Source organism: Methyloceanibacter sp., assembly GCF_050726195.1.
Lineage (GTDB): Bacteria > Pseudomonadota > Alphaproteobacteria > Rhizobiales > Methyloligellaceae > Methyloceanibacter.
Window position 1 is genome coordinate 30,899 of record NZ_JBOHJC010000017.1, and the last position, 26,733, is coordinate 57,631.

Below are 26,733 nucleotides of genomic sequence, written 5' to 3' on the forward strand. Positions count from 1 at the left end.
GCAAGATGGCCATGGCGGCAGAGGACATCGCGCGCCTCATCAAGGAGCGGTTCCCCGACGCCGAGGTCCGCATCGAGGACCTCGCCGGCGATGGCGATCATTATGCCGCCACCATCGTGTCCGAAGCGTTTCGCGGCAAATCGCGGGTGCAACAGCACCAGATGGTTTACGATGCGCTGCAAGGGAACATGGGCGGTGCGTTGCACGCGCTCGCCCTCAAGACCGCGGCGCCGTAAGCCGCGCGAGAAAGGATCGAACAATGAGTGAGCAAGACGTTCAGGACTGGATCGGCAAGCAGATCGCGGGCAGCGACGTGGTGCTGTTCATGAAGGGCACCAAGGCCATGCCGCAATGCGGCTTCTCCATGCAGGTGGCGCAGATCCTCGGCCATCTCGGCGTCGACTTCAAAGACATCAACGTGCTCGAGGACATGGGCGTGCGCGATGGCATCAAGGCCTATTCCAACTGGCCGACCATTCCGCAGCTCTACATCAAGGGTGAGTTCGTCGGCGGCTGCGATATCGTGCGTGAGATGTACCAAGCGGGCGAGTTGCAGGAGATTCTGTCGCAAAAGGGCATCGCCCACAACGCGCAGACGCAGACCGCCTGAGCCGGTCAAACGGCGGGGCGGGGCGCCCACTCCCTGCTCTCGTTCGAGCTTCAAATCCGCGGGGACTCCATGGCGTATGTCGATTGGCAGATCAAAGGGCCGAAGATCGCTTCCTGCAACTGCGCCTATGGCTGTCCCTGCGAGTTCAATGCGCGGCCGACCAATAGCATTTGCGAAGGACTAGAGGCCCACTTCATCGAAGAAGGTTGGTTCGGCGGTGTCAGGCTCGACGGCCTTGTGGTCTGTGCGCGCTACCGCTGGCCGGGACCGGTGCATGAGGGCGGCGGAGTCGCCCAGGGCGTCATAGATCAGCGTGCCACCGATGAGCAGCGCGAGGCCCTGTTCGCCATCTTGGGCGGAAAGGAGCAGGAGCCCAGCACTGTGTTCAACATCTACGGCGCCACAATTGAAAAGGAGTATGACCCGATCCTTGCTCCCATCGCGTTCCAATGCGACTTCGCATCTCGGACCGGCGGGTTCACGGTTCCGGGCGTCATGGAGCTTCAACTTGAGCCAATCCGCAATCCCGTCACCGGCGCTCCGCATCAGGCGCGCATCGAGCTGCCTGAAGGCTTCGAGTTTCGAATTGCAGAGGTCGCAAGCGGCACGTTCAGCGGCGGCGGAGACATCGCCTTCAGCAATGCAAACACCTATGGCGCGCTCACCTACGTTGCCTACGGGCCCTATGGCGTCATCGCGGCGGAAAGCGCGCTTCCGCCCAAGACTCGCTACGAAGCCTAGACCCCTTGCCGGGCGAGCGGCGCACGTTCCGCTTCACGCCTATCCGCCAAAAAATGCTGCAGGTCTGCGCTCAGCCGACTGGCATCGCCACGAAATGGGTCGAGTCGCCTGATTTGACGCGGGCGAGAACGTTGTGCCGGCTGCCGGCGCGGGCATTGCTCAAAGCTCTGTCCACGTCGGACGGCACGTTCACCGCTTGACCCCCCACTTCGAGGATAATGTCCCCGGGCTCTAGCCCCCGTTCGGCGGCGACTCCGCCCGGCTCCACGTCCGTCACCACGACCCCCGAGGTGTTCGGGCCGATGTCCTTGCCCGGCGCGAGCGTGAGCCCTAGCTGCGACATCGCGGGACCCGGGTCGGGCTGTTCATGCCACTGTTCCTCCGCCGGGGTTCCGTCTCCAGAGCCTGGGTGCTGCTCGACCTTCAGGCTCACGGTCATGCCGTTTTCTTTGCGGATCAGCCCGAGCTCGACCACGGTCCCAGGTGGGGTCTCGCTGACCGCCTTCACGAGTTCCCTGTCTCCCCGCACCGGACTGCCGTTGAGCGCGGTTATGACGTCGCCGGACAGGATCCCCGCCTTCGCCGCAGGGCTGCCGGCGTTCGCCTCGGCAACAAGAGCACCCCGCGCTTGCTTGAGGCCGAGGCTGTCGGCGAGCTCAGGGGTCACGTCTTGGATGTGAACGCCCATCCAGCCTCGCGTCACCATTCCCCGTTGCTTGAGCTGAGGCACCACCGCTCTCACCGTTTCGGCGGGAATGGCAAAGCCGATGCCGATCGAGCCTCCGGTCGGCGAGAAGATCGCGCTGTTCACGCCGATCACCTTGCCGTCGATGTCGAAGGTCGGTCCGCCGGAATTGCCCTGGTTCACCGGCGCGTCGATCTGAATATAGTCGCTATAGCCTTTCGGCATGAGATCGCGGGCGCCGGCGGAGACGATGCCGGCCGTCACCGTGCCGCCAAGCCCGAAAGGATTGCCCACGGCGATAACCCATTCGCCGATTCGCGGCGGCCGATCGGCGACCTCGACAAATGGAAACCTGTTGCTCCCATCCACCTTGATCAGGGCGATATCGGTTTCAGGGTCGGCGCCGATGATCCGCACGGGATATCTCTTGCCCTCGCTGGTCGTGATCTCGATCGACCGCCCGCGTTCGATCACATGGTTGGCGGTCACGGCGTATCCATCCGGGGAGATGAAGAAACCGGAGCCCTCGTTCTTGATCAAGCGGGGGCGCTTCGGCTCTTGCAGCTCTTCCTCACGCTTGCCGAAGCCCTCTGGTTTATCTTCCGACGCGTCCGGCTCGCCGAACTCTTGGAGGAACTCTTGAAGGATGATCGCGTTCTCCTCCTCCTCCTCCAGAACCTTGGTGCTGACGCCAAACACGGCCGGTTTGACCCGGTCGACGATGTCCTCGAACCCGCCGCGCGACGGTGCGTCGGTTCCGTCGACGACATTGCTCAGCCACAAGCGGACACTGTCTATCGTGACGGCCGGGCCGCTCAGCCACCCCGTCGCCACAATGAGCGCCGCCAGACCGAGAATCGTCGCGGCAATCGGCAGCAGCCTTGCGGATTTCGGTCCTTCTGGCATGGGCATCTCCGTGCTGAAATCGCGCAGACTCGGCGCCCCATGCCTAGACCATGGGCGCTTGCCGGCGCATCGCTTCGGTAACGCGGCGTTCCATGGCTCGGTTCCCACCGAAACGAGCCGGTTGTGCGCACGAGATTTATCCCGCGTGAGGAGGTGAGCGCGGCATAAAGTGTCCCATTCGACTGTTGGCGCTGGCATAATCGCCGCTCTTGCAGATCAAATCAGGGATCGGCGAAAGGAGAGGCGCGCGATGACTCCATGGGAGATCAAGGGCCGCGAGTTCGGCAACTGCAACTGCGACTATAGCTGCCCGTGCCAGTTCAACGCTCTGCCGACCAACGGGCATTGCCGCGGGCTCGCGGTCTACGACATCGAGGAAGGCTATCACGGTTCGACGCGGCTCGACGGCCTTCGCGCCGCCGGGGTCTTTCGCTGGCCGGGACCGATCCACGAGGGCAAGGGCGAAGGCGTCCACGTCATCGACAAGCGCGCGACGCCCGAGCAGCGCGAGGCCCTGCTTCGCATCGTAAGCGGCGAAGATACCGATCCCTTCGCCACCGTCTTCCAGGTCTTCTCCTCGACCTGCGACACGGTGCACGAGCCGATCGTCGCCGATATCGACTTCGAGCTCGACATCGACGGCAGACGCGCACGCGCCCATATCGAGGGTGTCCTTGACATGCGGGGCGAGCCGATCTTGAACCCGGTCACCGGCGCCGAGCACCGGGTGCGCATCGTGCAACCGAACGGGTTCGAGTTCGCGGAGGCGGAGATCGGTCGCGGCTGGTCCAAGACCACGGGACCAATCGCCTACGAGCTTGCCGACAGCTACGGCCAGTTCGCCCACATCCATCTTTGCCAGAGCGGCATGGTTCGCCGCTGACGGCGGCGGCCGGAACAGCAATGGAGACGCTGCTCAGGCACGAGAGCGCGGTTGTCGCCGCCGCGCTGATCATCCTCATACTCCTTGCCTGGCTCGCCCTGCTCGGCGGAGCCGGTACCGGCATGGACCCCGCCGCCATGAGCGGTTGGTGGATTTCGCTCGACCTGCCGGCAGGAGAGAGTTGGCCGTGGGTACCCTATTACTGGGGCATCGCGTTCCTCATGTGGGCGGTGATGATGGTGGCGATGATGCTGCCCTCCGCCTCGCCGATGGTGCTGTTATATGCCCGCGTGGTGCGCCACGCGGAGCGCCAGGGACGCGACCTGAGGGCTGGCGCTTCCATCGCCGCATTTGCCGCCGGCTATCTCGCCTTATGGATTCTTTTCAGCGCCTTGGCGGTGGCACTTCAGTTCGGGCTCGAGCGCATCGGTCTGATGTCGGTGATGATGAGCTCGCGCAGCGTGGCGCTGTCGGGCGCGCTCCTGATCGCCGCGGGCCTCTATCAGCTCTCCCCGCTCAAGACGGTCTGCCTCGAGCATTGCCGCGCGCCTGCGGCGTTCCTCGCGGCGCATTGGCGCCCCGGTGTCGCCGGCGCCTGGCGCATGGGCCTCCGTCACGGCGCCTACTGCGTCGGCTGCTGCGCCATACTCATGCTGCTGCTGTTCGTCGGCGGAGTGATGAACCTCGTGTGGATCGCCGGCCTCACCGTGTTCGTGGCGCTGGAGAAATACGCGCCGTTCGGCGAGGGCGTAGCCAAGGCGGTCGCCGCGCTGTTGATCGCCGCCGGCGTGGCATTGATTGCGATGACGTGAGCTTCGACGGAATTAGCGCGAGTAGAACTCGATGACGAGGTTCGGTTCCATCATCACCGGGTAAGGCACGTCCGTCAGGGTCGGGATGCGGGTGAGCTTCGCTGTCATCTTGCCGTGGTCGACCTCGATGTAATCGGGGACGTCGCGCTCTCCGCTCTGCGCCGCTTCCAGCACAATGCCCTGGTCCTTGGCCTTGTCGCGCACCTCGATCACGTCGCCCTCGCGGCAGCGATAGCTCGGAATGGTGACGCGACGGCCGTTCACCTTCACATGGCCGTGGGACACGAACTGCCGCGCGGCGAACACCGTGGGCACGAACTTGGCGCGATAGACGATGGCGTCGAGGCGCCGCTCAAGCAAGCCGATCAACTTCTCGGAGGTGTCGCCGCGGAGCCGCGCGGCCTCGCGGTAGATGGCCTTGAACTGCTTCTCGGTGATGTTGCCGTAATAGCCCTTGAGCTTCTGCTTGGCCCTGAGCTGCTGGCCATAGTCGGACAGCTTGCCGCGGCGGCGCTGGCCGTGCTCGCCCGGACCGTACTCGCGCTTGTTGTAGGGGCTCTTGGGCCGGCCCCAGATATTCTCGCCGAGCCGCCGGTCGATCTTGTGCTTGGCGTGAACGCGTTTCGTCATTCCTCAGGACTCCAAAATCAAATCAAGTGTTCCGCGGGCGGTCTTAAACCCGCGCCTGCCGCAAAAACCCATGGGTGGTGGTTGATCGCGGACCGCCAGAGCCAGCCCCGGCAATCCCCAAAGCCCGAAAAGCTCAGGCTTTGCCCGCTCTGTTACACATAATGGCCGGAAACTGTCAATTGCCGGCTTGACAGCCTTGCCGCCCCTATTCCCCGGCCTGCTCCGCCTGGACATAGGCATTGATGGAATTCACCACCTTCTGCTTCTGCTCCGGCGGGCATTTCGGCGCCTCGGAGGTGATGACCCGGGTCGCCGCCGCGTCGTCTGCCGGCGGGGGCGGTGCCCCCTTGGCCACGTTCGCAGCCCCTGCATCGGCACCGCCCTCGTCCGGCTGCTCCTGCGCCGTGATCTTGATGTTGCCGGTGAAGTAGGAGACGGAGAACATGTGCAGCGCGTTGATGAGTTGGAGCTGGTCCGCAGTCCACTTGCGGGCCTCCTCGCCCTTCATCAGGGCTTCGAAATTCGCCCGCCCGAGATCGGGGACGCCGCACACTTCGGCATAGGCGGTCCGCGTCGCGGCGCGGATCACGCGCCGCGCGTCGTCGGTGGGAATGAGATATTTGTTGGGGTCTGACTTATCGACCTTGACCGGCTTGCCGTCGGGGCCCGGCGTCTCCTCCGGAATGATCGAGAAGGCGTAGGTCATGAGCACGCGCACCGCGCTATCGCTCATGCCTTTGGATTCGCCGCCTTGCGATTCTTCGGCCTGCTTGCTGCGCTTGTCGAGTTCGTCGGCAGCAACTGTCGTGACGCCCGTCGTGGCGTCGGCGGCTTCCACGGAGGCGCTGATCAGCAGCGCCAAGACCGCGGCGCTCACGGCCCCACCCAGCACAATCCACGCAACTTTCATCGACTGCCCTCTCCTCCCGTGGGCGGAAGCTAGCATCGTTAGGCCCCATCGCAATAGGAGAAACGGGGCGGAACTATGACACCTTATCCCCTTGACGGCGGGCGTCTTGTCAGCGCCGTAATGATCCCGCGCCAGGTGCGCACATCTTGCTCGGTGACGCCCATGCGGTGGAACATATTGCGGATGGAGCGCACCATCGATGGGCGCTTTTCCGGCGGACGCAGGAAGCCGGACCGGTCGAGCTCTCCCTCCAGATGTTCGAACAGGCCGAACAGCTCGGCGCGCGTGGCGGGCCACGTATCCGGCGTTGGCGTACCTTCCAAGGCCGGGCCGTCGAATGTGGTGATGCGCCCGAGCGCCTTGGGGCTCTGGCATTTGAGCCACTCATAGGAGAACAGCAGCACGGCTTGCGGCAGGCTCAAGGAAGCGAAGCCGGGGCTGACAGGCGCGGTGAGAATGGCGTCGGCAAGCGCGATCGCGTCGTTGTCGAGCCCGCTCCGCTCCGCGCCGAACATTACCCCAGTACGTTCTGCGGCGGATGCCCGTTCGCGCAGCGCCGCCGCGGCCGTCTCCGGGCTCAACACAAGCTTCACCATCTCGCGCGGCCGCGCCGTCGTGGCCAGCACGTAGTTGAGGTCGCCGATGGCCGCCTCGATGGTGTCGTAGACGGTCGCGCGGTCGACGACGGCCACGGCCCCTGCCGCGGCCGCAATTGCCTTGTCGTTCGGCCAGCCGTCGCGCGGGGCGACGAGCCGCAGATCGCTGAGCCCGAAATTGGCCATGGCACGGGCGGCAAAGCCGATATTCTCGCCGAGCTGCGGGTGCACGAGAACGACGGCCGGCGTCACCAGGGGGCGCTCCGGCGCTTGGCGTGCGCGCTTCACCTCGCCCGCGTCATTATCGCCCGCGCGCTTGCCGCGGCCGGCATTTACTTTCATCATGGCGGCACGATGCTATAGGGGGACGCCGCCCGCAATGGGGGCCGTGCAGCCGCCTGCGGCGGTCCCTTCCCGCCCGAGCGTTTCCCGTCACCGGAGCCTTATCGCGTGGACAAGATCAAAGTTCAGAACCCGGTGGCCGACCTCAGCGGCGACGAGATGACCCTCGTCATCTGGGACATGATCAAGGAGAAGCTGATCGCGCCCTATCTCGATCTGCCCCTGCTCACGTTCGATCTCAGCATCGAGAACCGCGACCTAACCGACGACCGGGTGACTATCGATGCGGCGCACGCCATCCAGAAATGCGGCGTCGGCGTCAAATGCGCGACCATCACGCCGGACGAGGCGCGGGTTACGGAGTTCAGCCTCAAGAAGATGTGGAAGTCGCCGAACGGCACGATCCGCAACATCTTGGGCGGGGTGATCTTCCGCGAGCCGATCATCTGCAACAATGTGCCGCGGCTCGTGCCCGGCTGGACCAAGCCCGTCATCATCGGCCGCCACGCTTATGGCGACGTCTATCGCGCCGTCGATTTCCGCGTGCCCGGCAAGGGCAAGCTCACGATTCGCTTCGAGGGCGAGGACGGCACGCTGATCGAGCACGAGATCCACGAGTTCAAGGGCTCGGGCGTGGCGCTCGGCATGTTCAATCTCGACAATTCGATCCGCGATTTCGCGCGGGCGGCGCTCAACTATGGGCTCGCCCGCAACATGCCGGTCTATCTCTCAACCAAGAACACCATCCTCAAGGCCTATGACGGCCGCTTCAAGGATCTGTTCGCCGAAATCTACGAGGCCGAGTTCAAAGCCGAATTCGAGAAGCGCGGACTCACTTACGAACACCGCCTGATCGACGACATGGTAGCCGCGTGCCTGAAGTGGTCGGGCGGCTATGTGTGGGCGTGCAAGAACTACGACGGCGACGTGCAGTCCGACACGGTGGCGCAAGGCTTCGGCTCGCTCGGCCTGATGACGAGCGTGCTGATGACCCCCGACGGCAAGACCGTGCTGGCCGAGGCCGCGCATGGCACCGTCACCCGCCATTACCGCCAGCACCAGCAGGGTCGCGCCACATCGACCAATTCCACGGCGTCGATCTTCGCCTGGAGCGGCGCGCTAAAGCATCGGGCCACGCTCGACGGCAACGACGAGCTCAAGCGCTTCGCCGAGACCCTCGAGGAGGTCGTGGTGGCGACCATCGAGGCGGGGTTCATGACCAAGGACCTCGCGCTCCTCGTCGGCGCCGATCAGGCGTGGCTCTCGACCGGCGGCTTCATCGACAAGATCGACGACAATTTGCGCAAAGCGATGGCCGAGCGCCAAGCGGCCTGAGCGCGCTCGATCTCAGATTTTCTCGCTTTGCTTGGTTGCCCTGCGGGCGCGGCGCTTCGGCGCATCCTTGTTGAGGGCCGCATCGGCTTCGCGGCGCGCCGCCGCGACTTCCCGGATGCGATCCAGGATCTCCGGATGGCGGTGGTTGAGCCGCGCCAACGCTTGGCTGTCCAGCACATAGACCCGGCATCGCGTCATGGCGACGACGTCATGCTGGTTGCGGCGACGTTCGAGCAGCGCTCGCTCGCCGAAGAAATCTCCCGATTTCAACGTCGCGCTCTTGCCGCCGCCCAACCGAACCTCGGCCTCGCCGCTTTCGATCAGAAACATCGCCTCGCCCCTATCGCCGGCGCGGACGATGGGGACGCCGGGCAGGTAGGTGCGCGCATAGATCAGCTTGGTGATCTCGGCGATCTCCGCCTCGTTCATGGTGGCGAATAGCGGCACGCGGGACACCATGCCCCAGGTGACCACGAACTGATGGCGGCTCGATTCCTGACTGAAGCCGGCGGCGACGATGGCGATCGGCAGGGCGAACATGCCGACGCCGAGCAGCATGACGACGCCGCCGAGCATTTTGCCGAACGGCGTGACCGGCACGACGTCGCCATAGCCGACCGTGGTCAGGGTGGCGAGCGCCCACCAGGCGGCGGCCGGGATCGAATCGAACTTGTCGGGCTGCGCCTCGCGCTCGAGGAAATAGATGCCGGTCGAGGCGAACAGCAGCAGGACCAGCATCACCAGGAGCGCGCCGAGCAGCGCGCGATATTCGTCGGCGAGCACGCGGCCCATGGTCTGCAAGGCCGGCGAATAGCGCACGAGTCTCAGCAGGCGGAACAGGCGCAGCACGCGCAACACCCTGAGGTCGATAGGGAAGATCCATTGCAGGTACCAGGGCGCAAACGCGAGCAGGTCGATCAGCATCATCGGCCTGAGCGCGAATTTGAGCCGCGCCTTCCACGGCGGCAGCCGGCTCAGCATCGGGATTTCGACCGCGCTCCACACGCGAAGCACATACTCGACGGTGAAGACGAACACCGTGAAGAGGTTGAAGGCGGCGAACTCCGCCTCGTAGCGCTCGGCCACGTGGTCGACCGTCTCGGCGGCGAACGCGATCGCGTTGAGGATAATCAGGGTAACGATGAACGCGTTGAACGCGTAGGCGGCCGGATAGGCGGCGCCCCCCACTTCGAGGATGTCGTGGACCTTCCTGCGCCAGTCGAGCCAGACGCTTCGCGCCGTCATGGCGTTAGGCGCTTCCGGCACGGCGTTTGGCTTCGGCGCCGTCCGCGCCGGCGGGCTCGGTCGCATCGCCGGCAATCTTGGCGGCGATCGCCTCCAGCGCCTCCTCGGCGCGCGCGCCGTCAGGGCCGCCGGCCTGGGCGAGGTCGGGGCGGCCGCCGCCGCCTTTGCCGCCAAGCGCCTCGGCGCCGACCCGCACCAGCTCGACGGCGTTGAAGCGGCCGATGAGATCGCCGGTCACTCCGACGACGAGGCCGCCCTTGCCGTCTGGCGCCGTGTTGGCGATCGCGACAATGCCGGACTTCACCTTGGCCTTGCCCTCATCGGCGAGCGCCTTGAGGTCGTTGTTCGGCAAGCCGGTCACGCGCAGGCGGAAGAACTTCGTGCCGCCGACCTCGACGATGTTCTGCTCCTCTCCCTGCGCCGCAGCACCGCCACCGCCGAGCGCAAGCTTCTTCCGGCTATCGGCCAACTCGCGCTCGAGCTTGCGGCGCTCGTCGATGATGGCGGCGAGACGGGGAATGACCTCGTCCGGGGAGACTTTGAGCAGTTCCGCCGCCTCGCGCACGCGCGCGTCCTGGGCGGCGAGATATTGGCGGGCCGCTTCTGCGGTCAGCGCCTCGATACGGCGCACGCCGGCGGCGACGGCGCTCTCGCCCACGATCTTAAGGAGCCCGATATCGCCGGTGCGCCTGACATGGGTGCCGCCACACAGCTCGATGGAATAGGCGCGGTTCGCCTTGGTGCTTCCCTCGGCCACGCCCATCGACACGACACGGACCTCGTCGCCGTATTTCTCGCCGAACAGCGCGAGCGCGCCTTGCTCGATCGCCGCCTCCGGCGTCATGAGGTGGGTCTCCACCGGCGCATTTTGGAGGATCATCGTGTTGGTCAGGTCCTCGACGGCGCGAATCTCCTCGTGAGTCATGGGCTTCGGGTGGGAAAAGTCGAAGCGCAAGCGCCCCGGCTCGACCAAGGAGCCCTTCTGCGCCACGTGGGTGCCGAGCACCTCGCGCAACGCCTCGTGCAGAAGATGCGTCGCCGAATGATGGGCGCGGGTCGTGGTGCGGCGCGCATGATCGACGTCGAGACTGACGGTCTCGCCGACCTTAAGCGCGCCCTTCTCGACCACGCCATGATGCAAAAACAGGCCGTGCAGCTTCTTCTGCGTGTCCTCGACCGAGAAGACCGCGTCGCCGAGGCTCAAGGCGCCGCGGTCGCCGACCTGGCCGCCCGACTCGGCGTAGAACGGCGTCTGATTAACGATGACGATGCCGCGCTCGCCGGCTTTCAGCGCATCGACGCGCTTGCCGTCCTTGACGAGGGCCGTGATCTCGCCGGAGGCGGTCTCGGTCTCGTAGCCAAGGAACTCGGTGGCGCCGAGCGCCTCTTTCAGCTCGAACCACAGGCCTTCGGTCGCCGCCTCGCCGGAGCCGGCCCACGATTTCCGCGCCTCGGCGCGCTGGCGCTCCATCGCCGCGGCGAAGCCCTGCGCGTCGACCGCTATGCCTTTGGCTTTGAGCGCGTCCTCGGTGAGGTCGTAGGGGAAACCGTAAGTGTCGTAGAGCTTGAAGGCGACCTCGCCGGGCAGCGTGTCGCCACGCTTCAAGCCCTGCACCGCCTCGTCGAGCAGGCGCAAGCCGCGCTCGAGAGTTTCGCGGAAGCGCGTCTCCTCGAGCTTCAAGGTCTCGGCGATGAGTGGCTCGCCGCGCTCGAGCTCGTGGAAAGCGCGGCCCATTTCGCCGACCAGCGCCGGCACCAGGCGATAGAGCAGCGGCTCCTTGGCGCCCAGCAGATGTGCGTGGCGCATGGCGCGGCGCATGATGCGGCGGAGCACATAGCCCCTGCCCTCGTTCGACGGCAGCACGCCGTCGGCGATGAGGAAGGACGAGGCGCGCAAATGATCGGCGATAATGCGGTGGGACGGGGCGCTCGCACCTTCCGCCGGCACGCCGGTGAGATCGACGGAGGCGGCGATCAGGGTTTTGAACAGGTCGATGGCATAATTGTCGTGCGTGCCCTGCAGCACCGCGGCGATGCGCTCGAGCCCCATGCCGGTGTCGATCGAGGGCTTGGGCAGGTCGACGCGCGTGCCGTCCTCGCGCTGCTCGTATTGCATGAACACGAGGTTCCAGATCTCGACGAAGCGGTCGCCGTCGGCGTCGGCGCTGCCGGGCGGCCCGCCCTTCAGATGCGCGCCGTGGTCGTAGAAGATCTCCGAGCACGGCCCGCACGGCCCGGTGTCGCCCATCGACCAGAAATTGTCGGAGCCTGCGATGCGCAGGATCTTGCTTGCGGGGAAGCCGGAGATCTTTTGCCACAGCTTCGCCGCCTCGTCGTCGTCGACATAGACGGTGATGAGGAGGCGATCCTGATCAAGCGCGAAGTCCTTGGTGAGCAACTCCCAGGCGAGCAGGATCGCGCGCTCCTTGAAATAGTCGCCGAACGAGAAATTGCCGAGCATCTCGAAGAAGGTGTGGTGGCGCGCGGTGTAGCCGACATTGTCGAGGTCGTTGTGCTTGCCGCCGGCGCGCACGCATTTCTGCGACGAGGCGGCGCGCGGAGCGATCGCCTTCTCCTGGCCGGTGAACACGTTCTTGAACGGCACCATGCCGGCATTGGTGAACATCAAGGTCGGGTCGTGGCGCGGCACGAGCGGCGCCGACGGCATCACGGCGTGGTCGTTCCGTGCGAAGAAGTCGAGGAAGGCGGCGCGGATGTCGTTGGTGCGCGTCGGCACGCCGTGCGCGCCGCCACGGGAGGACGCGGGCTTCGGTTTCGCGCTTTCGGATTTCGCGGCGCTCATGGGGACTTAGGCTGGACCTCTCGCGCGGGCGGCACGTCACGCCGTCCGTCACCCTAGCCGATTCGGCGGGCGCGGATGCTTGGGGTTGCCGCTTCGGACGGGGCGAAGGCGGCTCGGCGAGACACATAAGGGCTCGCGCCAAGCCTGTCCAGATAAGAGAAAAGCGGCAGAAAGCCGGGCGTTACCGCCAGGCCGCCCTCCAGAAGTGCACCCGGAAGACGTGCCCGGACCTCGCCCCTCAGGTGGCGCGCCCGGCGACCCCGCTTTAGCCGCGCTTGCCGCGCCGCCCGCCACCCGAGATGGAGGTCACCGTGCCCTCGCCCTCGGCGAAGCCGGCCGCCTCGCCAGTGTCCACCGCCTCGCCCGCCGCCGCCTCGTCGCCGGCCGGAGGCTCCGTGCCGCCTTCGAGGATCTGCCCGGCGATCAGCCCGGCATTCTGGCGGATGGCGCGCTCGATCTTTGCCGCGGTCTCGGGGTGCTCCTTGAGATAGGCCTTGGCGTTCTCGCGGCCCTGGCCGATGCGCTCACTGTCGAAGGAGAACCAGGCGCCGGACTTCTCGACGATGCCCGCCTTGACGCCAAGATCGACCAGCTCGCCCGTCTTGGAGACGCCCTCGCCATACATGATGTCGAACTCGACCTGCTTGAAGGGCGGGGCCACCTTGTTCTTCACCACCTTGACCCTGGTCTGGTTGCCGACCACCTCGTCGCGCTCCTTGATGGCGCCGATGCGGCGGATGTCGAGGCGGACCGAGGCGTAGAATTTGAGCGCGTTGCCACCGCTCGTGGTCTCAGGGCTTCCGAACATCACGCCGATCTTCATGCGGATCTGGTTGATGAAGATGACCATGCAGCGCGACTTCGAGATCGAGCCGGTGAGCTTCCGGAGCGCCTGGCTCATCAACCTGGCCTGCGCACCCATTTGCTGGTCGCCCATCTCGCCTTCGAGCTCGGCCTTCGGCGTCAGTGCCGCCACCGAATCGACCACCAGCACGTCGATGGCGCCGGAGCGCACCAAGGTGTCGGCGATCTCGAGCGCCTGCTCGCCGGTGTCGGGCTGGGAGATCAGCACGTTCTGGAGATCGACGCCGAGTTTGCGCGCATAGACGGTGTCGAGGGCATGCTCGGCGTCGACGAAGGCGCAGATGCCGCCCCGCTTCTGCGCCTCGGCGACGACATGAAGCGCGAGCGTGGTCTTGCCGGAGGATTCAGGCCCGTAGATCTCGACCACCCGGCCGCGCGGCAAGCCGCCGATGCCGAGCGCGATATCGAGGCCGAGCGAGCCGGTCGGAATCGCCTCGACCTCGACCGCCTTCTCGTTCTGGCCGAGGCGCATGATCGAGCCCTTGCCGCAATTCCGCTCGATCTGGGAGATCGCCGCTTCGAGCGCCTTCTCTTTATCCATTTCCATCCCTTCGACGAGGCGCAGCGCGGCGTTCGACATGAATCATCTCCCTTATTTCACATGGGCCAGCGGGGCTGGCAATCGGTGGCTTTGGCCCTCTCCCGTCCACCCTCGCCGTGCGAGGCGCAAGGCCGGGCCGGGCTCTAGGCGACCAATGTACACGTTTTGTTCTCCGTTCGCAAATGTTCTCTTCCCCACGGGGGTACTGTCCTAATTAGGACACTCGCGCTTCTTTCCACTTCCGGTTAGACTTTTTCGCGTGTTCGCGTGGGGATGCAGAGTGGCGGGTTGGGGACCAACTGAATGGGCAGCGCTAGCGGCTTTGATCGCGGCTATCGCCGCCTTCATCCAAGCAGCGATAACCCTTCGATTGGTGATACTAGGCCGCAGGCAGGTTGACGCTCTCAAGGATCAGGTAACGGCTCTCAAGGAGCAAAATCGGCGCTGGCATACGCTCACGGCCTGCAAGGATTTTATGTCAAACCCGATGTTTCTCAAGGCTCTGCGGCGATTACGCAAAGCCAAGGAAAACGGCCAGTTTCGGGATGATCCGAGCCGCTTTCGGCCTGATGTAGTGGCCATCCTAAATTATCTCGATAGCGTTGCTATCGGCGTGCATCAGGGCCTGTACGTGGAAAATTTGGCTCGCGACCATTTGCAGGCTCTGGTAGAAGCGTATGTACGCGACTATCTCAAGGACGGACAGCCAGCAAAGATCGGGCTCAACGCCCAGAACTTTCGGTATCTTCTGGCGTTAGAAGTACGTTGGAGTGCGATCTCCCGGCCAATGTTCCATGACCCACCGCCCCATGATGATGCATCCTGACGTTTATTCTCCAGACGTTTATTAGGCCCCTACGCTTTACCGCCGGGGATTACGCGGAAGTGCCGCTTTATGCGGGGCTTCGTGGGCTCATAGCCCAGGGCCACGTCCAGAAGCTCACCAATGGACCAAGGATGGTCGGTCAGGCCAAGTGCCATAGCTGGCGTAGTCTTGGTGGTTTCATGCACCCTGCACCAGTTGTAGTGGCTGACGAATAGGCCGAATGCAGCTTCGTGATTCTCCAATTTTTTGCTGAAGCCGTTCGTCAATCGCGTGAAGCGGCGGCTTGCCATCCGCACCGTCAGATTGGACCTCTCGACATGACTGGTCGAAATCTGAGCGGGCACGCCTGAGATCACTTGCCGGTTTACGGCTACTACCGTTCCAGGGCTGTAGCGCCGAGCGGCGTCCTTGTGCGGCTCGCCTACGTAGGTCTTGACGATCTGCCCATAGGCCACGCGATTGCCGAAGGCGAAGCGGATGGCAGTTTCGTAGTAGTGGAGACCATCGGTCGAAATCTCCGGTGCCCCGATGACGCGCTCGCGGAGATCGGCGACAAAGGCTTCGGTATTGGCTCCAGTGCGCTTGCCGACGCGATAGCTCACGATGGCCTTAGAGGTCGAAGCTAGGGCCGTGAACACGTACTGGTCGCCCTTGACCTCCACGTCCTTGCGGGTGGTGCGCGCTGCTTCTTGCCGACATATGACCACAGTTCGTCAAGCTCGATGCGGCCAACGCGGAGGCCGATCATCCGATAGTCGTGAAGGCGAGCGCACCCTCGCCCGATACGAGCTCCAAGACGCATAATCGTATCGCGGTGAACGCCGGTCAGGCGCTCAGTGCTGCGGATCGACATGCCCTCGGTGAGGGCGGTGATAATCTCAATCTGCTTGTCACGTGGAAGGATATTCATGGCGGGCCCAATCCGTCATGGGGACAGGCCCGAAGCGCGCCGCTAGCAAAATGCTAGGGAATCCACTATATTCCGTGGTAGCGGTCATTGCTTCGGGGCCCAATCCCGAGGTTGTGATCCGGGGTCGCCGCTGTTAGCGCAGTGACGGCCCCACTCGATTTGCTCCCGGACTACGATTCGAACGTAGGTCTCCTGACTTGTAACGGCCGGCGTCCTACCACTAGACGACCCGGGATCAACGAAGCCGATTGCAGGGCTGCCATCTCACCTTTGCCGGGCCGGGTGGCAGCCCTTCCCTTATCCTCGCCCGCACCGCGTCGGCTGGCCGCTGCGCAGGCTCTAACCCTCCTGGTCATTGCTGTTCTCCGCTCTCCGCCAGAATTGACGGCGAGCCCAATATATGTTCTGGCCGACCCCGGCGCAAGAAAAAACGGAGGTATGTGAGGTATGGCCATACCTTGACGTTTTTCAGTCAAGGGAGTAAGTAAGGTCGGCAAAGGAGCCGATCAGATGACCGACACGACCCAAGAGACCGCCACGGGCGCGAAGCGGTTTCGCAGCCCCCCCTACCCGGCAATCGCCCTGAGCAAGGCCATTGAACGCGCTAAGGAGCTTTACGGCCACGCTCTCCATCACCCCGCAGGCGTGAAGGTTCTGGCTGAGGCTTGGAGCTATGGCCAGAAAAGCAGTGGCTTGTGGGCCACGGCGGCAGCGCTATTGCAATTTGGCTTGCTCACCGATGAGGGGAGTGGAGATAAGCGAAAGTTCCAACTGACCGACGCTGCTTTGCGCATAGTCCGCGATGCTGATCCTACTTCGCCGAAGCGGTTGGACGCTATTAAGCGCGCCGCTTTGACCCCGAAAATTCACAAGGAGCTTTGGGATTTGTATGGGCAAAGCCCTGCAATTTCTGATGTTGTCCTCAAAAATCACTTGACCTTGGATCGCAGCGAAGGTGGTGAGGCAGCCTACAGCGATGCGGCCGCGTCAGCGCTGATTGACGTTTACAAGGACACAATTTCGTTTGCCGGGCTGCACAAATCTGGTACCGTACCCCAAGATGCTGGAGATATGCATAAGGAAAAAGAGGATCGTGAACCGCCTCGAACCCCCGCTAAAATCGGAGATTACGTTCAGTGGAACTCTGGTGGAATCGACCAGTTCAAGCCTCCGCGAAAGGTCGTTTGGGTCTCCAATGACGGAAGCCATTTGCGTGTTCACGGCAGCCAAACGGGAATTCCCATGAGTGAAATCACTGTCGCGGCTGCGCCAGCTCCACAGGCCAGAGGTGGCGTTCAGACTGGCTCCTATCGAGTTGAGGGGTCGGAATCCAAGGCCGATATCAGCGTCCTGCAAATCGGTGATCGACTTGAGATCATGGCTAACGTCGATGCTGCCGGTCTCAAGAAGCTCAAGGAGCTTCTCGACCACTACGAAAAAATCTTGGGGTTGTTGAAACCAAAGTCTTAGGCAGTCCAGAGCACTTAATGCGACGCGATGACTAACGCCGCGTGGATTACTCTCTGGGTCCTGGCCAGCATTGTTGCCACTTGCGCCTTCTTCCCAGGAGGGCGCGACTTCCTAAAGTCGTGGGCAAAATTCGTGATTGGCTTTACCGCTATCGGCCTAGTGGTTGTGGGCGTGCTTAATCTGGTTAAGCAATGCTCGCACAACCGGCCTCATCCAGATACTGAGTTTTGGAATCGTCGCTAGTGGCGAATTAGGACACTCGGCCTCTAATTAGGGCACTAATATACTTGGCTCAGTGAGCCCCAAGCTATGGGGTTCTCTGCTTTCGCAAGATAACGGCGACTTTCCCGTAGCCAAGGCCGAGGTCACCCTTGTCCTCCACGGCGTTCAGCGTTTTATGTTGAATGTCTTCCCATTCGCCGAGCTTGCTTGTCCATGACCCATCTTCCAACTGTCGCGCGGCGTGAGTCGGAATGCCGTCGCCATCCACGTATATGGCGATCTTCTCTATTCCCACTTCAAGCTCGTAGTTGTCGTCTTCGATAAGGGAAAAGCCAACAGTCGCGTAGGCCTTTACGAACGCTTCAATTGTGTCTGTCCTGTCGTGCCCATCCGGCCAATAAGCGGGGGGATCGTCAGGCCACCACCAATTGTCATCTTTGCCCGCTGCGTGGGCAATGCAATTGTAGTCAGCCGTCTCGTCACTTGTGACTTGGTAGTCGCTCCGGTCTAGATTGGGAAAGCGCGCTTCTTTATCAACCGAAAGAAATTTCGCAGCCATCAATCAATATATCCCTGCTTTTTTCCCCAGCGCAGCCATGTAGTCGTGGCCTGCTTTAGACCACTGCCAATTCCAGTTGGAGACGCTTTCGTGATGGCCTTCAACGCCGCAAACCAGTAGGCCGGTCGAGCTTCTAGCTCCCGAAGAATTAGCGGTACGGCATCCTCACCCATGGCAATAATCTTTTGATATGCAAGATGCTCGACCTTCTTTTGGATCGACGAATACATCGCCGTTTCCCGGCGCCATTGGTCGGCGAGAGTCGCAAAGGCCGCCTCCAGATTTTCGGTGTCAGACGCAAGCGCGGCAGATGCATTAACAAGTTTGTGGAGACGGCCGGTCGCGACGGCTCTTTGGTTCACGGCGTCCTCTTGGAGGCGGCGCAATTCGTCCTCCGTCCGACGCACAATCTCCGAAACAACGACCTGTTCGCTCCGGCTGACCTCTGGGACTCGCATCTTTCGGAGATCGCGGGGATGCAATCGATCTCGAATAGAGCCGGTCGAAACCACATCAATGTACATCCGATAAAAAGGTGCCCGTAGAAGATTCAGGAGAAACTCTGGCTTCAGCTTTTTGGATCTGAAGACTTTGTAGTCGGGGCTGGCGAGACTGCCGTCCAGCTCTTTGGGGACGAGTCCGATGCTCCCGATATTGGCGCGCATCGGGTTATAGACAAAGTCGTTGTGTCTTACCTTTTTGGGTCGGTAGTTTGGTCCGAAGCTTTCGCCACGAACGTATTCGTTCAGTGTGACCCGTCCGTCGCTCGATACGCTGATCATGGGATACTCGCGGTCAAGATCATCGTCGGTCTTGGGGCTGAAGCGTTCTCCAGCCTCTTCAATTGAGTCACCCAGCGGTAAAAGTGTTGCGAGCAACCGACTGGCTTGGTAGCGCCAAAGATAGAATGGTGGATCAAGTCGTCCTTCGGTCTCGTTGAAGGGCACTACGAAGGCTGTTTTCAGTCCCTTGGTTGTCCCTCGGATTGTCTGGTCCTTCCGCCTAAACGATTTGTCTCCGTAGAACCGGTTGGCGAACTCGAAAAGGTCGGTGTCGGGACGGGTGATCTCTGACTGATTTGCAAAGTCCTCCAACAAGAGGTCGAGGTCTGTCTTTTCGCCTGCGCCGACAATCATCCGCCCGCTTGGCTCGTAGCCAATGAACTCGGCGGTTCCCATGAAAATTGGATAATCGAAATCCGGATCGGTCCGGAGAAATTCACGAACCGCGTCGGGCTCCATGTCTGCCGTTCTGGAATCGTAGAGTTCCTTTTTCTGCTTCGTGAATTTCTGAAGGTAGAGAATGCATGTGTTGACCGTAGGCACGCCAGACTGAACGAAGGCATGGGTTGGCAGGCTCACTATCGCGCGAATTTCGGCTTGGCTATGAATGAAGCTGCGGACGCGCTGGTTCAACTGTCCGCTCATCATGCCCTGTGGCAGAACGATCAGCATCTTGCCTTCCGGACGGAGAAGCTTAAGGCCCTTTTCGATAAACAGGATTTCTGTCTTCTCGGATTTCTTGTCCTGAAGTTTGCTGCCAAGCTCATACTTGTTGAGTATATCGGGATCCTTCTCCTTGCTGCCGAAGGGCGGATTCGCCAGGATCAGAGTGGCTCCTGATCCTTGGTTTTTCTCGCTGTATTCGGCGGGCTGGTAGGGCTTCCCGGTGATGTCTTTCGTGTCAAGCGCGTTGCCCCTCGCGACGTTCTTTCCATCGCCCCACATGAGCATGTTCATCTTCGCGGTCTTTGCGGCGCGAGGCTCGGCATCAATCCCGAAAATTTGATGCGCTCTTATGTCGTCAAGAATTTCGGCTCTTGTCGTGCCCATCCGGCGCAGCGTCCCCGATGGAAGCTCGTCCACACCACGCTGCATTTGCTCAAACGCCTTGATTAGGAATCCTCCAGAGCCACACGCAAAATCTGTCACGACATCGTGGATAGAAATTTCCGCAAGATCCGCCATGAAATTGACGATGGGCCGAGGGGTGAAAAATTGGCCAAGTCCCTCGCCGCGGAGTTGCGATGGCAGAAACTCCTCAAAGGCGCGGCCCTTCACGTCCACATCCCCGTTTCGGACATGGAAGGGCTTCATATCCCTCAGCACGGCTGCCAGCGTGCCCGACGAAAGATTGATCTGCGGGTGATCCTCAAAGACGCCCGGAAACAATTCCTCCGTGGCGGCCTGGAACCATTCATTGACAAACGCCTTCGCCTTCCCTTTGCCGAGCGATTCCCACTCCTCGATCTTTTCGGGAGTCAGCACGGGCCTAGATCGTGCCTTCAGCCGCCACTCATCCTCCGCTGCTTTCAAAAAGAGCAGCTTGCTTAATTCATCGAAGGCTGCGGCCGGGTCGAGCTTGTCGCGGTCACGGATCGCGTTGTGAATCTTCCGGAAGAACCGACGATAGTCTTTGATCCTCTCTTCATCTGGAGCAACGACCGGATTTGGTTTCTCTTGGATGGTGGCCGGAATGTTGGCGAAGGATATGAGCTTCCGAAGCGCCTTCCACTTTCCCTCGACGAGCGAGTCAACGGTGTCGTCAATAACATTAATCCGGCTATTGAAAGAGTAATAGCCGCGCAGAAGAAAGCGCCTACCGTTCGTGATGACACTGTAAGGCGTCTGGAGCGCAAAGGCGTATGAGTCGAGCTGTCCGAGGCCAGAATGGACAGGCTCATTCGGACTCTTGGCTTCAACGGTGATCACCGGCTTGCCGCGAAACTTGGCGACGAGATCGGCTTCTTTGTTCAAAACTTGGCGGCCGAGATGCATAGGCACCCGGTGCGCCCAATCAAGCTGATCGGGCGGATAGCCCAAGGTGTCGCTGAAAAGCGGGTGAAGGAGTTTTACCTCCACGTCTCGTTCTGTCTTTAGATCGTCCATGCGCGCCGCTTCTCCCCCCGAAGTCAGACGCCTCTGTCTTTTTTCTGACGGCGAGCGGCGTTCGCCGCGTCGAAGCGCTTCTGCTCTTGGCCGAGTTCCTTGCGCGAGACGTTCAATAGCCGACGGGCCAGAGACTTGAATCTCTCCATCGGGCTCGCTTCTTTGTCGGCCGCGCCGCCGTCGCGGGGGCCTTCAGTTCGGGGACGTTGGCTCCGCGTCATCACCAATCAGTTGCCTATAGGTCAGCCGCTTCCCAGTAACCGAAGATAGCACAATACGGAACCGCCCGCCGTCATTGTCCTCACGCTCGTTGAACCGGAAAGCCTGCTCGTCCAAATACCGGAACAGATGGAAGGGCTCGACGCTGACGTAGGTCCCCTTGATGGTCCGCTTCAGTAGGCTCCAGAAGTTCTCAAGTCCGTTGGTATGGACCGTCCCGCGAGCATATTCGACGGCATGATCGACTACCTCGTGAACGTAGTCCGGCGACAGCCCGCGATAGCCTGCCCACGCATCAGTATTGATGCACGACCCGAGTTCGACTGCTTCTCGGATTTCACGCTGTAGGGTCTCTTTCTGAGTGTTGGGCATGACGCGGGCGCGGACGCGGCTGGCCTTCCGTTTGCCCTTGCGTTCAAGGATACCCATGACGACGGTTTTGCCCGAACCGCCTGTTCCAGTGACGGTGCTCTTACGGCGCTTCTTGTGCATGTTTTTTGCGAGTCCGCCGACAAATGTTTCGTCGGCTTCGGTCTCACCATCCATCTTGAAAAATGAACCGGCCTGCATCGCCAACCGAATACGATGCAACATGAACCAGCCAGTTTTTTGGGTAACGCCAAGCGAGCGGTGAAGTTCGTACGAGCTGATCCCGTTCTTGCAGTTGGCAACCATCCAGATCGCGGCGAACCACTTGTCGAGGCCAATCGGGCTGTCCTCGAAAATGCTTCCGACCTTTGCCGAAAACTGCCGCTTAGGATGCTTCTCTTTGCACTCCCAAATGCGCCGCGTGGCAATGAAGCGAACATCGGTACGACCACAAGTCGGGCAATGAACGCCGCTTGGCCAGCGCAACTCAACCAGCGTGTTGAGGGCCACATCCGGATCAGAAAAATATCTGATCGCTTCAATGAGGGTCTTGGGTTCGTGTGCCATACCCCCAATCTAGGGGTTGGGGCTTACTGTGTCAAGTATATTAGTGCCCTAATTAGGACAGTACCCCCACGGGGGTGGTCGACAGGCGCCGTCCCGATTGGAGCTTGAGTGTCCTCGTTTCGGCTGTTCGACTTATGCTAGTTCTGCTACTACTAGTTGTATTACAGATGTGCGCAATCGATGGAGAACACAAATGGCTGGAGTGGCGGGAGTTCAAGGCGTCTACGTCGTCGTCGACGATGGAGGCAACGTGTATTGGGTGGACGGCACGCAGGGAAATAAAGCCAACGCGACAACGCTCAAAGGAAGGGGACCTTTCTCTGTCGCGTGCTCTCTGTCAGGCGGCGGCGAGACCTGCGTCATCTCTGATGCAGCGGGAAATTGCTGGCGCGGACCCGCGAGGGCCATCGCCGGGCAGAATTTCAAACCGGTCAGTTGACCTGATCCAACGAGGGGGCCGCCGCCTCGGTCGGCGGCCCCTCGCGTCCTCACCCCGCCAAGGATAGCGGCCCGGCCGCACGGCGATTGCCCCAAAACAAAAGGCCGCCCGAACGGGGCGGCCCAGCGAACTTCGCGCCTTATTATGCGCTCGGGCTGCCTATTTGCAGCGCGCGCACCAGCATTTCCAGAAGCGGCAGACCCGGGTGTAGCCCAGCGGACAGAGCGGCCCCGCGGTCCGGCAGGACACCTGGTCCACCGGCGAATAGTTCTTGGCCGCGGCGGGCAGGCCTTGGGTGCCTCCGCCGACCGTCGCCTCGGCCTGGAAGCCGAGCGCGCCGGCAAGCAGCAGGGCAAAGGCCGCCGCAAACAGAATCAGAAGCTTCCGCATGTTCCCTCCTTGGTCGTAAGACCCGTTCGCATCCCCCTTAATGGGATCGCTCGCGGAGGATGCGCCCGTTAACCATAGCGCAAAACGCGCGCGCTCGCACGCCCCCTCGTTCCCGGCGCGAAGCGGCGCTTCGCGTGCCGGCCGGCGCCCGCTATGATCCGCACCTTCGGACGAGGGGCCGCACAAAAGCATGAGCCAACAGCCGCGCGAGAGCACGCCGCAGGACAGGGCCCTTCTCGCTTTGCTCGTCCTCGTCACGCTCGCCTTCGCCTTTGTCCTCTGGCCGTTCTACGGCGCCATCCTGTGGGCCACCATCCTCGCCATCGTGTTCGCCCCGGCACATCGGCGGCTCGCCAATTCCATGCCTGGGCACCGCAACCTCGCCGCGCTTCTGATGGTGCTGATCATCGTCACCATCGTGCTCCTGCCCTTGGCGATCACCGCCGCCTCGCTCGTCAGCGAGGCCACCGCGCTCTACGACCGCATCCAGTCCGGCGAGCTCGATCTCGGGCTGCAACGCTTCCTCGATGCGCTGCCCGGGTGGGCGTCGCGCATTCTCGGCCGGCTCGGCGTGACGGACGTCGGCGACGTGCAGAGAATGGTCACGAGGCTCCTGAAAGAGGGCAGCCAGTTCTTCGCCACTCAGGCCGTGCTGGTCGGCCAGGGCACGGCGAACTTCATCATCAGCCTGTTCCTCATGCTCTATCTGTTGTTCTTCTTCCTGCGCGACGGCGCTGCCTTGGCCCAGCGCATCAAGGACGCGATCCCGCTCAGGCCGGAGCAGAAGCGCGCTTTGTTCGAGAAGTTTGCCGTGGTCATCAACGCCATGGTCAAGGGCACGATCCTCGTCGCCATCGTCCAAGGCGCGCTCGGCGGCCTCATCTTCTGGGCGCTTGGCATTCACGCCCCGGTGCTGTGGGGCGTCCTCATGGCCTTCCTGTCGCTCGTGCCGGCGCTCGGCGCGGCCATCGTCTGGTTGCCGGTGGCGCTCTATCTGCTCGCCACCGGCGCGGTGTGGCAGGGCCTCGTGCTGATGGCGTTCGGCGCCGGCGTCATCGGCCTCGTCGACAATCTGCTGCGCCCCTATCTCGTCGGCAAGGACACGCGCATGCCGGACTATGTGGTGTTGATCTCGACCTTGGGCGGGCTCGCGATCTTCGGCCTCAACGGCTTCGTCATCGGCCCGTTGATCGCCGCCATGTTCATCGCCGTGTGGGACATTTCCGGCGGCGCAGCGCCGCGCCGCAAGGGCTCCGGCGAGGGACGCTGAGACCCCAAGAATTGCGCGGAAAATAAGCACAATCAAAGACTTATTAGGTCCCTGGCCCCCAGCCATGATAGGCTGGGGACGGGTCTGGCCGCGAGGAGGTCAGGGCCATGATCTGTCTCGCGCAAGAGACGTCGTCCTACGCATTCATTCCATCTCCGCACGTGCTGACGGCCGCCGCGCTTGAGAGCGGCCCCCGGCTAACCCCTGCCCACGGCAAGGCGCCTTTGCGCCGATCGCCCAGCAAAACTGACCAGGCCTCCTCCGATCGGAGGAGGCCAGCAATCCCACAACGTGAAATGATTGCCGTCCCGATCGGTTGAGGAGGCCTCACCATGCCCATTCAAGGCGTCGGCACCACCCCATTCTTCAACGTAACAGCAAACGGCGTCGTCAATTCGACCGCCGCAGGCAGCCAAAACGCACCGTTCGCCGATCTGCGTGACCGCCTCGGATCGCGGAAGATCCACCCATGACAGACTCAACCTGGTTGGGCACCGTCGACGGCGACTACACCAACGCAACCAACTGGAGCGCTGGCGTTCCGGGCGCCGGCGACACAGCCACCTTCAATGCATCGAGCAATCAGTCGCTGACGATTACAGGTTTGATGTCCGTCGGCACCTGGGACAATCACCGTAGCAGGCTACACTTTCACGGTAGGCCCCGCCGGCAATCAGGTCAGCTTCGACGGCACCGGAATTGAATCAGGCGGCCTCGCCGTTCAGGTCAATGTCAGCGGCGCGATGGCGTTTTTTGGCGATAGCGCCGCCGGCGACACGACGACCTTCACCGTGACCGGCAGCATGCAATTTGGGTCTACATTTGGCGACACCGCGACCGCCGGCAACTCGACGATCAACAGCAGCAAATTTTTGCTCTTTGCCGGCGACAGCACCGCCGGCACGGCGACGATCACGCACTCAGGTTTAGGTGTAGGTCTTTGGCAGTTCGTTCAAAACGCCACTGCCGGCCAGGCAAACATTACGAACAGCGGTCAGATCTGGTTTTCCAATAACACCAGCGCAAGCGATTCGACCATCGATAACACGGGCAACCTTCAGTTCTTCGACGATGCAAGCGGCGGAAATGCGCAGATCACCACGAGCGGCGTGACGCAATTCGTGGGATCGAGTACCGCGGAGAATGCTACCATCATCAACACCAACACCGGGCAGCTCTATTTTATGGATAGTGCCAGCGCCGGCAATGCGACCATTACAAACAACAATTTCATGTTTGTCGGACAGGCAAACCTTGCTCAACCCCAGCAAGTCACCCTTGCGAACGCGACCATCGAGAACAATAACCTCATCTTTTTCTTCGAAGACAGCACGGCCGGCAACGCCACAATCACCACCACGGGCGGTGCTGTAACGGACTTTGACGACAACAGCACCGGCGGCAATGCGCGCTTCATCACCGAGCTTGGCGGCACCGTCGATTTCTCCGGCAGCACGGGCCTGACCGGCACAAATCAGGTCAGCGCCGGATCGATTGCAGGCGCCGGCAACTACATTCTTGGCGCCAACGAACTCACGGTCGGCAGCAACAATCTTTCCAGCGAAGCCAGCGGCGTGATTTCCGGTACCGGCGGCTCCCTGGTGAAGGTTGGGACCGGCTCGTTGACGCTTTCCGGCATCAATACCTATACCGGCCCAACCAACGTCGCCGCCGGCCAGCTCATCGTCAACGGCTCGCTCGATCCCATCAGCGATGTGACCGTTAACAATGGCGCCACGCTTGGCGGCAGCGGCATGGTCGGCGTGGTCGACGTGAACGCCGGCGGCATACTCGCGCCCGGCGCAAGCGCAGGCATGCTGCAGACAGACGACCTGACCTTCGCGGGCACCCCGCAGCTGAGGATTGAACTCGGCGGTTCCACGGCGGGCACGGGATACGATCAGGTTAACGTGGCCGGAAACGCCACGCTCGCCAACGCCGTTTTGTCCGTTTCGCGCATCGGAGGCTTCGATCCCGCGGCGGGAACGACGTTCCGTATCCTCGACAATGACGATAACGACGCCATCTCGGGCATTTTTACCGGACGTCCTGACGGCTCGACGTTCCTCACCGGCGGCCGCAAATACACGATCGATTATGACGGCGGCGACGGCAACGACCTGGTGCTTACCATTGGCGGCGCCGTCATCAATGGCACGAGCGCAAGCAATGTCATCAATGCAAGCACGACCGTTGCCGGCCAGCCGCATCCGACCACTGTTGCCGACTCGATCGACGCCAAAGGCGGAAACGACAAAGTTGATGCCCGCGCAGGCAACGACACGATTTTCGGGGGCTCTGGCAAAGACACGCTGAAGGGCGGAGATGGCAACGACGTTATCACAGGCGGCGCGCACCACGATCTCCTGTATGGCGGCTCCGGCAGCGACGATTTCGACTTCAACAAGATTTCGGAATCGAAGAAGGGCAGCCAGCGCGACAAGATCAATCACTTCCAGCGTAACCAGGACGACATCGACCTGCGCGACATCGACGCCAAAGGCGGTGTCTCCGGCAATCAGAAGTTCAAGTGGATTGGCAAGGACGACTTCAGCGAGACCAAGGGCGAGCTTCGCTACGAGGACAACGGCTCCAAAGTCATCGTCCAGGGCGACGTCAACGGCGACGGCAAGGCCGATTTCGAGATCTTCGTTGCCGTGGGCAGCCTGGCGAAGGGCGATTTCCTGCTGTGAGCCTGCCC

21 protein-coding genes and 2 pseudogenes are annotated in these 26,733 nt (G+C 62.2%); 11 read left to right on the plus strand and 12 right to left on the minus strand.

Annotated features, from left to right (window positions below; all coding sequences use genetic code 11):
* Positions 1–5 precede the first annotated feature (5 nt).
* The 3 genes from ACRECX_RS12310 to ACRECX_RS12320 all read left to right on the plus strand — a co-directional run bounded on the left by ACRECX_RS12310 (position 6) and on the right by ACRECX_RS12320 (position 1,351).
* Positions 6–236 carry a BolA family protein gene (locus ACRECX_RS12310; protein ID WP_431559131.1) on the plus strand — a complete coding sequence of 77 codons (231 nt, stop codon included), beginning with the start codon at positions 6–8 and terminating at the stop codon, positions 234–236.
* 23 nt (positions 237–259) lie between these two features.
* A complete protein-coding gene (gene grxD, locus ACRECX_RS12315; RefSeq protein WP_431559132.1) occupies positions 260–610 on the plus strand; it encodes a Grx4 family monothiol glutaredoxin in 351 nt (116 codons plus the stop codon).
* A 69-nt stretch (positions 611–679) separates the two neighbouring features.
* Positions 680–1,351: a DUF1326 domain-containing protein gene (locus tag ACRECX_RS12320; RefSeq protein WP_431559133.1), complete on the plus strand. Its 672-nt coding sequence runs from the start codon at positions 680–682 to the stop codon at positions 1,349–1,351.
* 70 nt (positions 1,352–1,421) lie between these two features.
* On the opposite strand, the gene ACRECX_RS12325 is transcribed toward ACRECX_RS12320, so the two are convergent.
* The gene (locus ACRECX_RS12325; protein ID WP_431559134.1) at positions 1,422–2,942 is read right to left on the minus strand and encodes a trypsin-like peptidase domain-containing protein; all 1,521 of its coding nucleotides are present in this window, start codon (positions 2,940–2,942) and stop codon (positions 1,422–1,424) included.
* Positions 2,943–3,192: 250 nt separating this feature from the next.
* Between ACRECX_RS12325 and ACRECX_RS12330 the strand changes: the two genes are divergently transcribed.
* Together ACRECX_RS12330 and ACRECX_RS12335 are read left to right on the plus strand one after the other, a co-directional pair.
* A complete protein-coding gene (locus tag ACRECX_RS12330) occupies positions 3,193–3,825 on the plus strand; it encodes a DUF1326 domain-containing protein (protein ID WP_431559135.1) in 633 nt (210 codons plus the stop codon).
* A gap of 20 nt (positions 3,826–3,845) precedes the next feature.
* Complete coding sequence (locus tag ACRECX_RS12335; RefSeq protein ID WP_431559136.1) at positions 3,846–4,637, plus strand: DUF2182 domain-containing protein; 792 nt, start codon at positions 3,846–3,848, stop codon at positions 4,635–4,637.
* A gap of 12 nt (positions 4,638–4,649) precedes the next feature.
* Here ACRECX_RS12335 and rpsD read toward each other — a convergent pair whose 3' ends face one another.
* The 3 genes from rpsD to ACRECX_RS12350 form a co-directional block, all read right to left on the minus strand.
* Complete coding sequence (gene rpsD, locus ACRECX_RS12340) at positions 4,650–5,267, minus strand: 30S ribosomal protein S4 (protein ID WP_431559137.1); 618 nt, start codon at positions 5,265–5,267, stop codon at positions 4,650–4,652.
* A 205-nt stretch (positions 5,268–5,472) separates the two neighbouring features.
* Positions 5,473–6,177, minus strand: a complete 705-nt coding sequence (locus tag ACRECX_RS12345; protein WP_431559138.1) for a hypothetical protein — start codon at positions 6,175–6,177, stop codon at positions 5,473–5,475.
* Between the two features lie 83 nt (positions 6,178–6,260).
* Positions 6,261–7,118 carry an RNA methyltransferase gene (locus ACRECX_RS12350; protein ID WP_431559139.1) on the minus strand — a complete coding sequence of 286 codons (858 nt, stop codon included), beginning with the start codon at positions 7,116–7,118 and terminating at the stop codon, positions 6,261–6,263.
* Positions 7,119–7,223: 105 nt separating this feature from the next.
* Here ACRECX_RS12350 and ACRECX_RS12355 point away from each other — a divergent pair, with 105 nt between their 5' ends.
* Positions 7,224–8,450, plus strand: a complete 1,227-nt coding sequence (locus ACRECX_RS12355) for an NADP-dependent isocitrate dehydrogenase (RefSeq protein ID WP_431559140.1) — start codon at positions 7,224–7,226, stop codon at positions 8,448–8,450.
* 12 nt (positions 8,451–8,462) lie between these two features.
* Here the strand turns inward: ACRECX_RS12355 and ACRECX_RS12360 are convergent, their stop codons facing one another.
* From ACRECX_RS12360 to recA, 3 genes and pseudogenes are all read right to left on the minus strand, one after another.
* Positions 8,463–9,695, minus strand: a complete 1,233-nt coding sequence (locus ACRECX_RS12360) for a cyclic nucleotide-gated ion channel (protein ID WP_431559141.1) — start codon at positions 9,693–9,695, stop codon at positions 8,463–8,465.
* A 4-nt stretch (positions 9,696–9,699) separates the two neighbouring features.
* Entirely contained in the window at positions 9,700–12,498 is a 2,799-nt protein-coding gene (gene alaS / locus ACRECX_RS12365; RefSeq protein WP_431559142.1) for an alanine--tRNA ligase, read from the minus strand.
* Positions 12,499–12,856: 358 nt separating this feature from the next.
* Positions 12,857–13,942: pseudogene (recA, locus tag ACRECX_RS12370) on the minus strand (recombinase RecA); the annotation flags it as partial.
* A gap of 241 nt (positions 13,943–14,183) precedes the next feature.
* On the opposite strand from recA, the gene ACRECX_RS12375 reads away from it, so the two are divergent.
* Positions 14,184–14,729 carry a DUF4760 domain-containing protein gene (locus ACRECX_RS12375; RefSeq protein ID WP_431559143.1) on the plus strand — a complete coding sequence of 182 codons (546 nt, stop codon included), beginning with the start codon at positions 14,184–14,186 and terminating at the stop codon, positions 14,727–14,729.
* A 29-nt stretch (positions 14,730–14,758) separates the two neighbouring features.
* Here the strand turns inward: ACRECX_RS12375 and ACRECX_RS12380 are convergent.
* Positions 14,759–15,639: pseudogene (locus ACRECX_RS12380) on the minus strand (transposase).
* Between the two features lie 510 nt (positions 15,640–16,149).
* Here ACRECX_RS12380 and ACRECX_RS12385 point away from each other — a divergent pair.
* Positions 16,150–17,109, plus strand: a complete 960-nt coding sequence (locus ACRECX_RS12385) for a hypothetical protein (RefSeq protein ID WP_431559144.1) — start codon at positions 16,150–16,152, stop codon at positions 17,107–17,109.
* A gap of 307 nt (positions 17,110–17,416) precedes the next feature.
* Here ACRECX_RS12385 and ACRECX_RS12390 read toward each other — a convergent pair whose 3' ends face one another.
* The 4 genes from ACRECX_RS12390 to ACRECX_RS12405 all read right to left on the minus strand — a co-directional run bounded on the left by ACRECX_RS12390 (position 17,417) and on the right by ACRECX_RS12405 (position 22,762).
* Positions 17,417–17,890, minus strand: a complete 474-nt coding sequence (locus tag ACRECX_RS12390) for a DUF7689 domain-containing protein (RefSeq protein WP_431559145.1) — start codon at positions 17,888–17,890, stop codon at positions 17,417–17,419.
* Positions 17,890–20,778, minus strand: a complete 2,889-nt coding sequence (locus tag ACRECX_RS12395) for an N-6 DNA methylase (RefSeq protein WP_431559146.1) — start codon at positions 20,776–20,778, stop codon at positions 17,890–17,892. The genes ACRECX_RS12390 and ACRECX_RS12395 overlap by 1 nt, the downstream gene beginning before the upstream one ends.
* A gap of 192 nt (positions 20,779–20,970) precedes the next feature.
* A complete protein-coding gene (locus ACRECX_RS12400) occupies positions 20,971–21,933 on the minus strand; it encodes an IS1595 family transposase (RefSeq protein WP_431559147.1) in 963 nt (320 codons plus the stop codon).
* A 598-nt stretch (positions 21,934–22,531) separates the two neighbouring features.
* Positions 22,532–22,762: a hypothetical protein gene (locus tag ACRECX_RS12405; RefSeq protein ID WP_431559148.1), complete on the minus strand. Its 231-nt coding sequence runs from the start codon at positions 22,760–22,762 to the stop codon at positions 22,532–22,534.
* A 190-nt stretch (positions 22,763–22,952) separates the two neighbouring features.
* On the opposite strand from ACRECX_RS12405, the gene ACRECX_RS12410 reads away from it, so the two are divergent.
* From ACRECX_RS12410 to ACRECX_RS12420, 3 genes are all read left to right on the plus strand, one after another.
* Positions 22,953–24,032 carry an AI-2E family transporter gene (locus ACRECX_RS12410; protein ID WP_431559149.1) on the plus strand — a complete coding sequence of 360 codons (1,080 nt, stop codon included), beginning with the start codon at positions 22,953–22,955 and terminating at the stop codon, positions 24,030–24,032.
* 332 nt (positions 24,033–24,364) lie between these two features.
* A complete protein-coding gene (locus ACRECX_RS12415; RefSeq protein ID WP_431559150.1) occupies positions 24,365–24,505 on the plus strand; it encodes a hypothetical protein in 141 nt (46 codons plus the stop codon).
* A 270-nt stretch (positions 24,506–24,775) separates the two neighbouring features.
* Positions 24,776–26,725: a beta strand repeat-containing protein gene (locus ACRECX_RS12420; protein WP_431559151.1), complete on the plus strand. Its 1,950-nt coding sequence runs from the start codon at positions 24,776–24,778 to the stop codon at positions 26,723–26,725.
* The last annotated feature ends 8 nt before the right edge of the window (positions 26,726–26,733 follow it).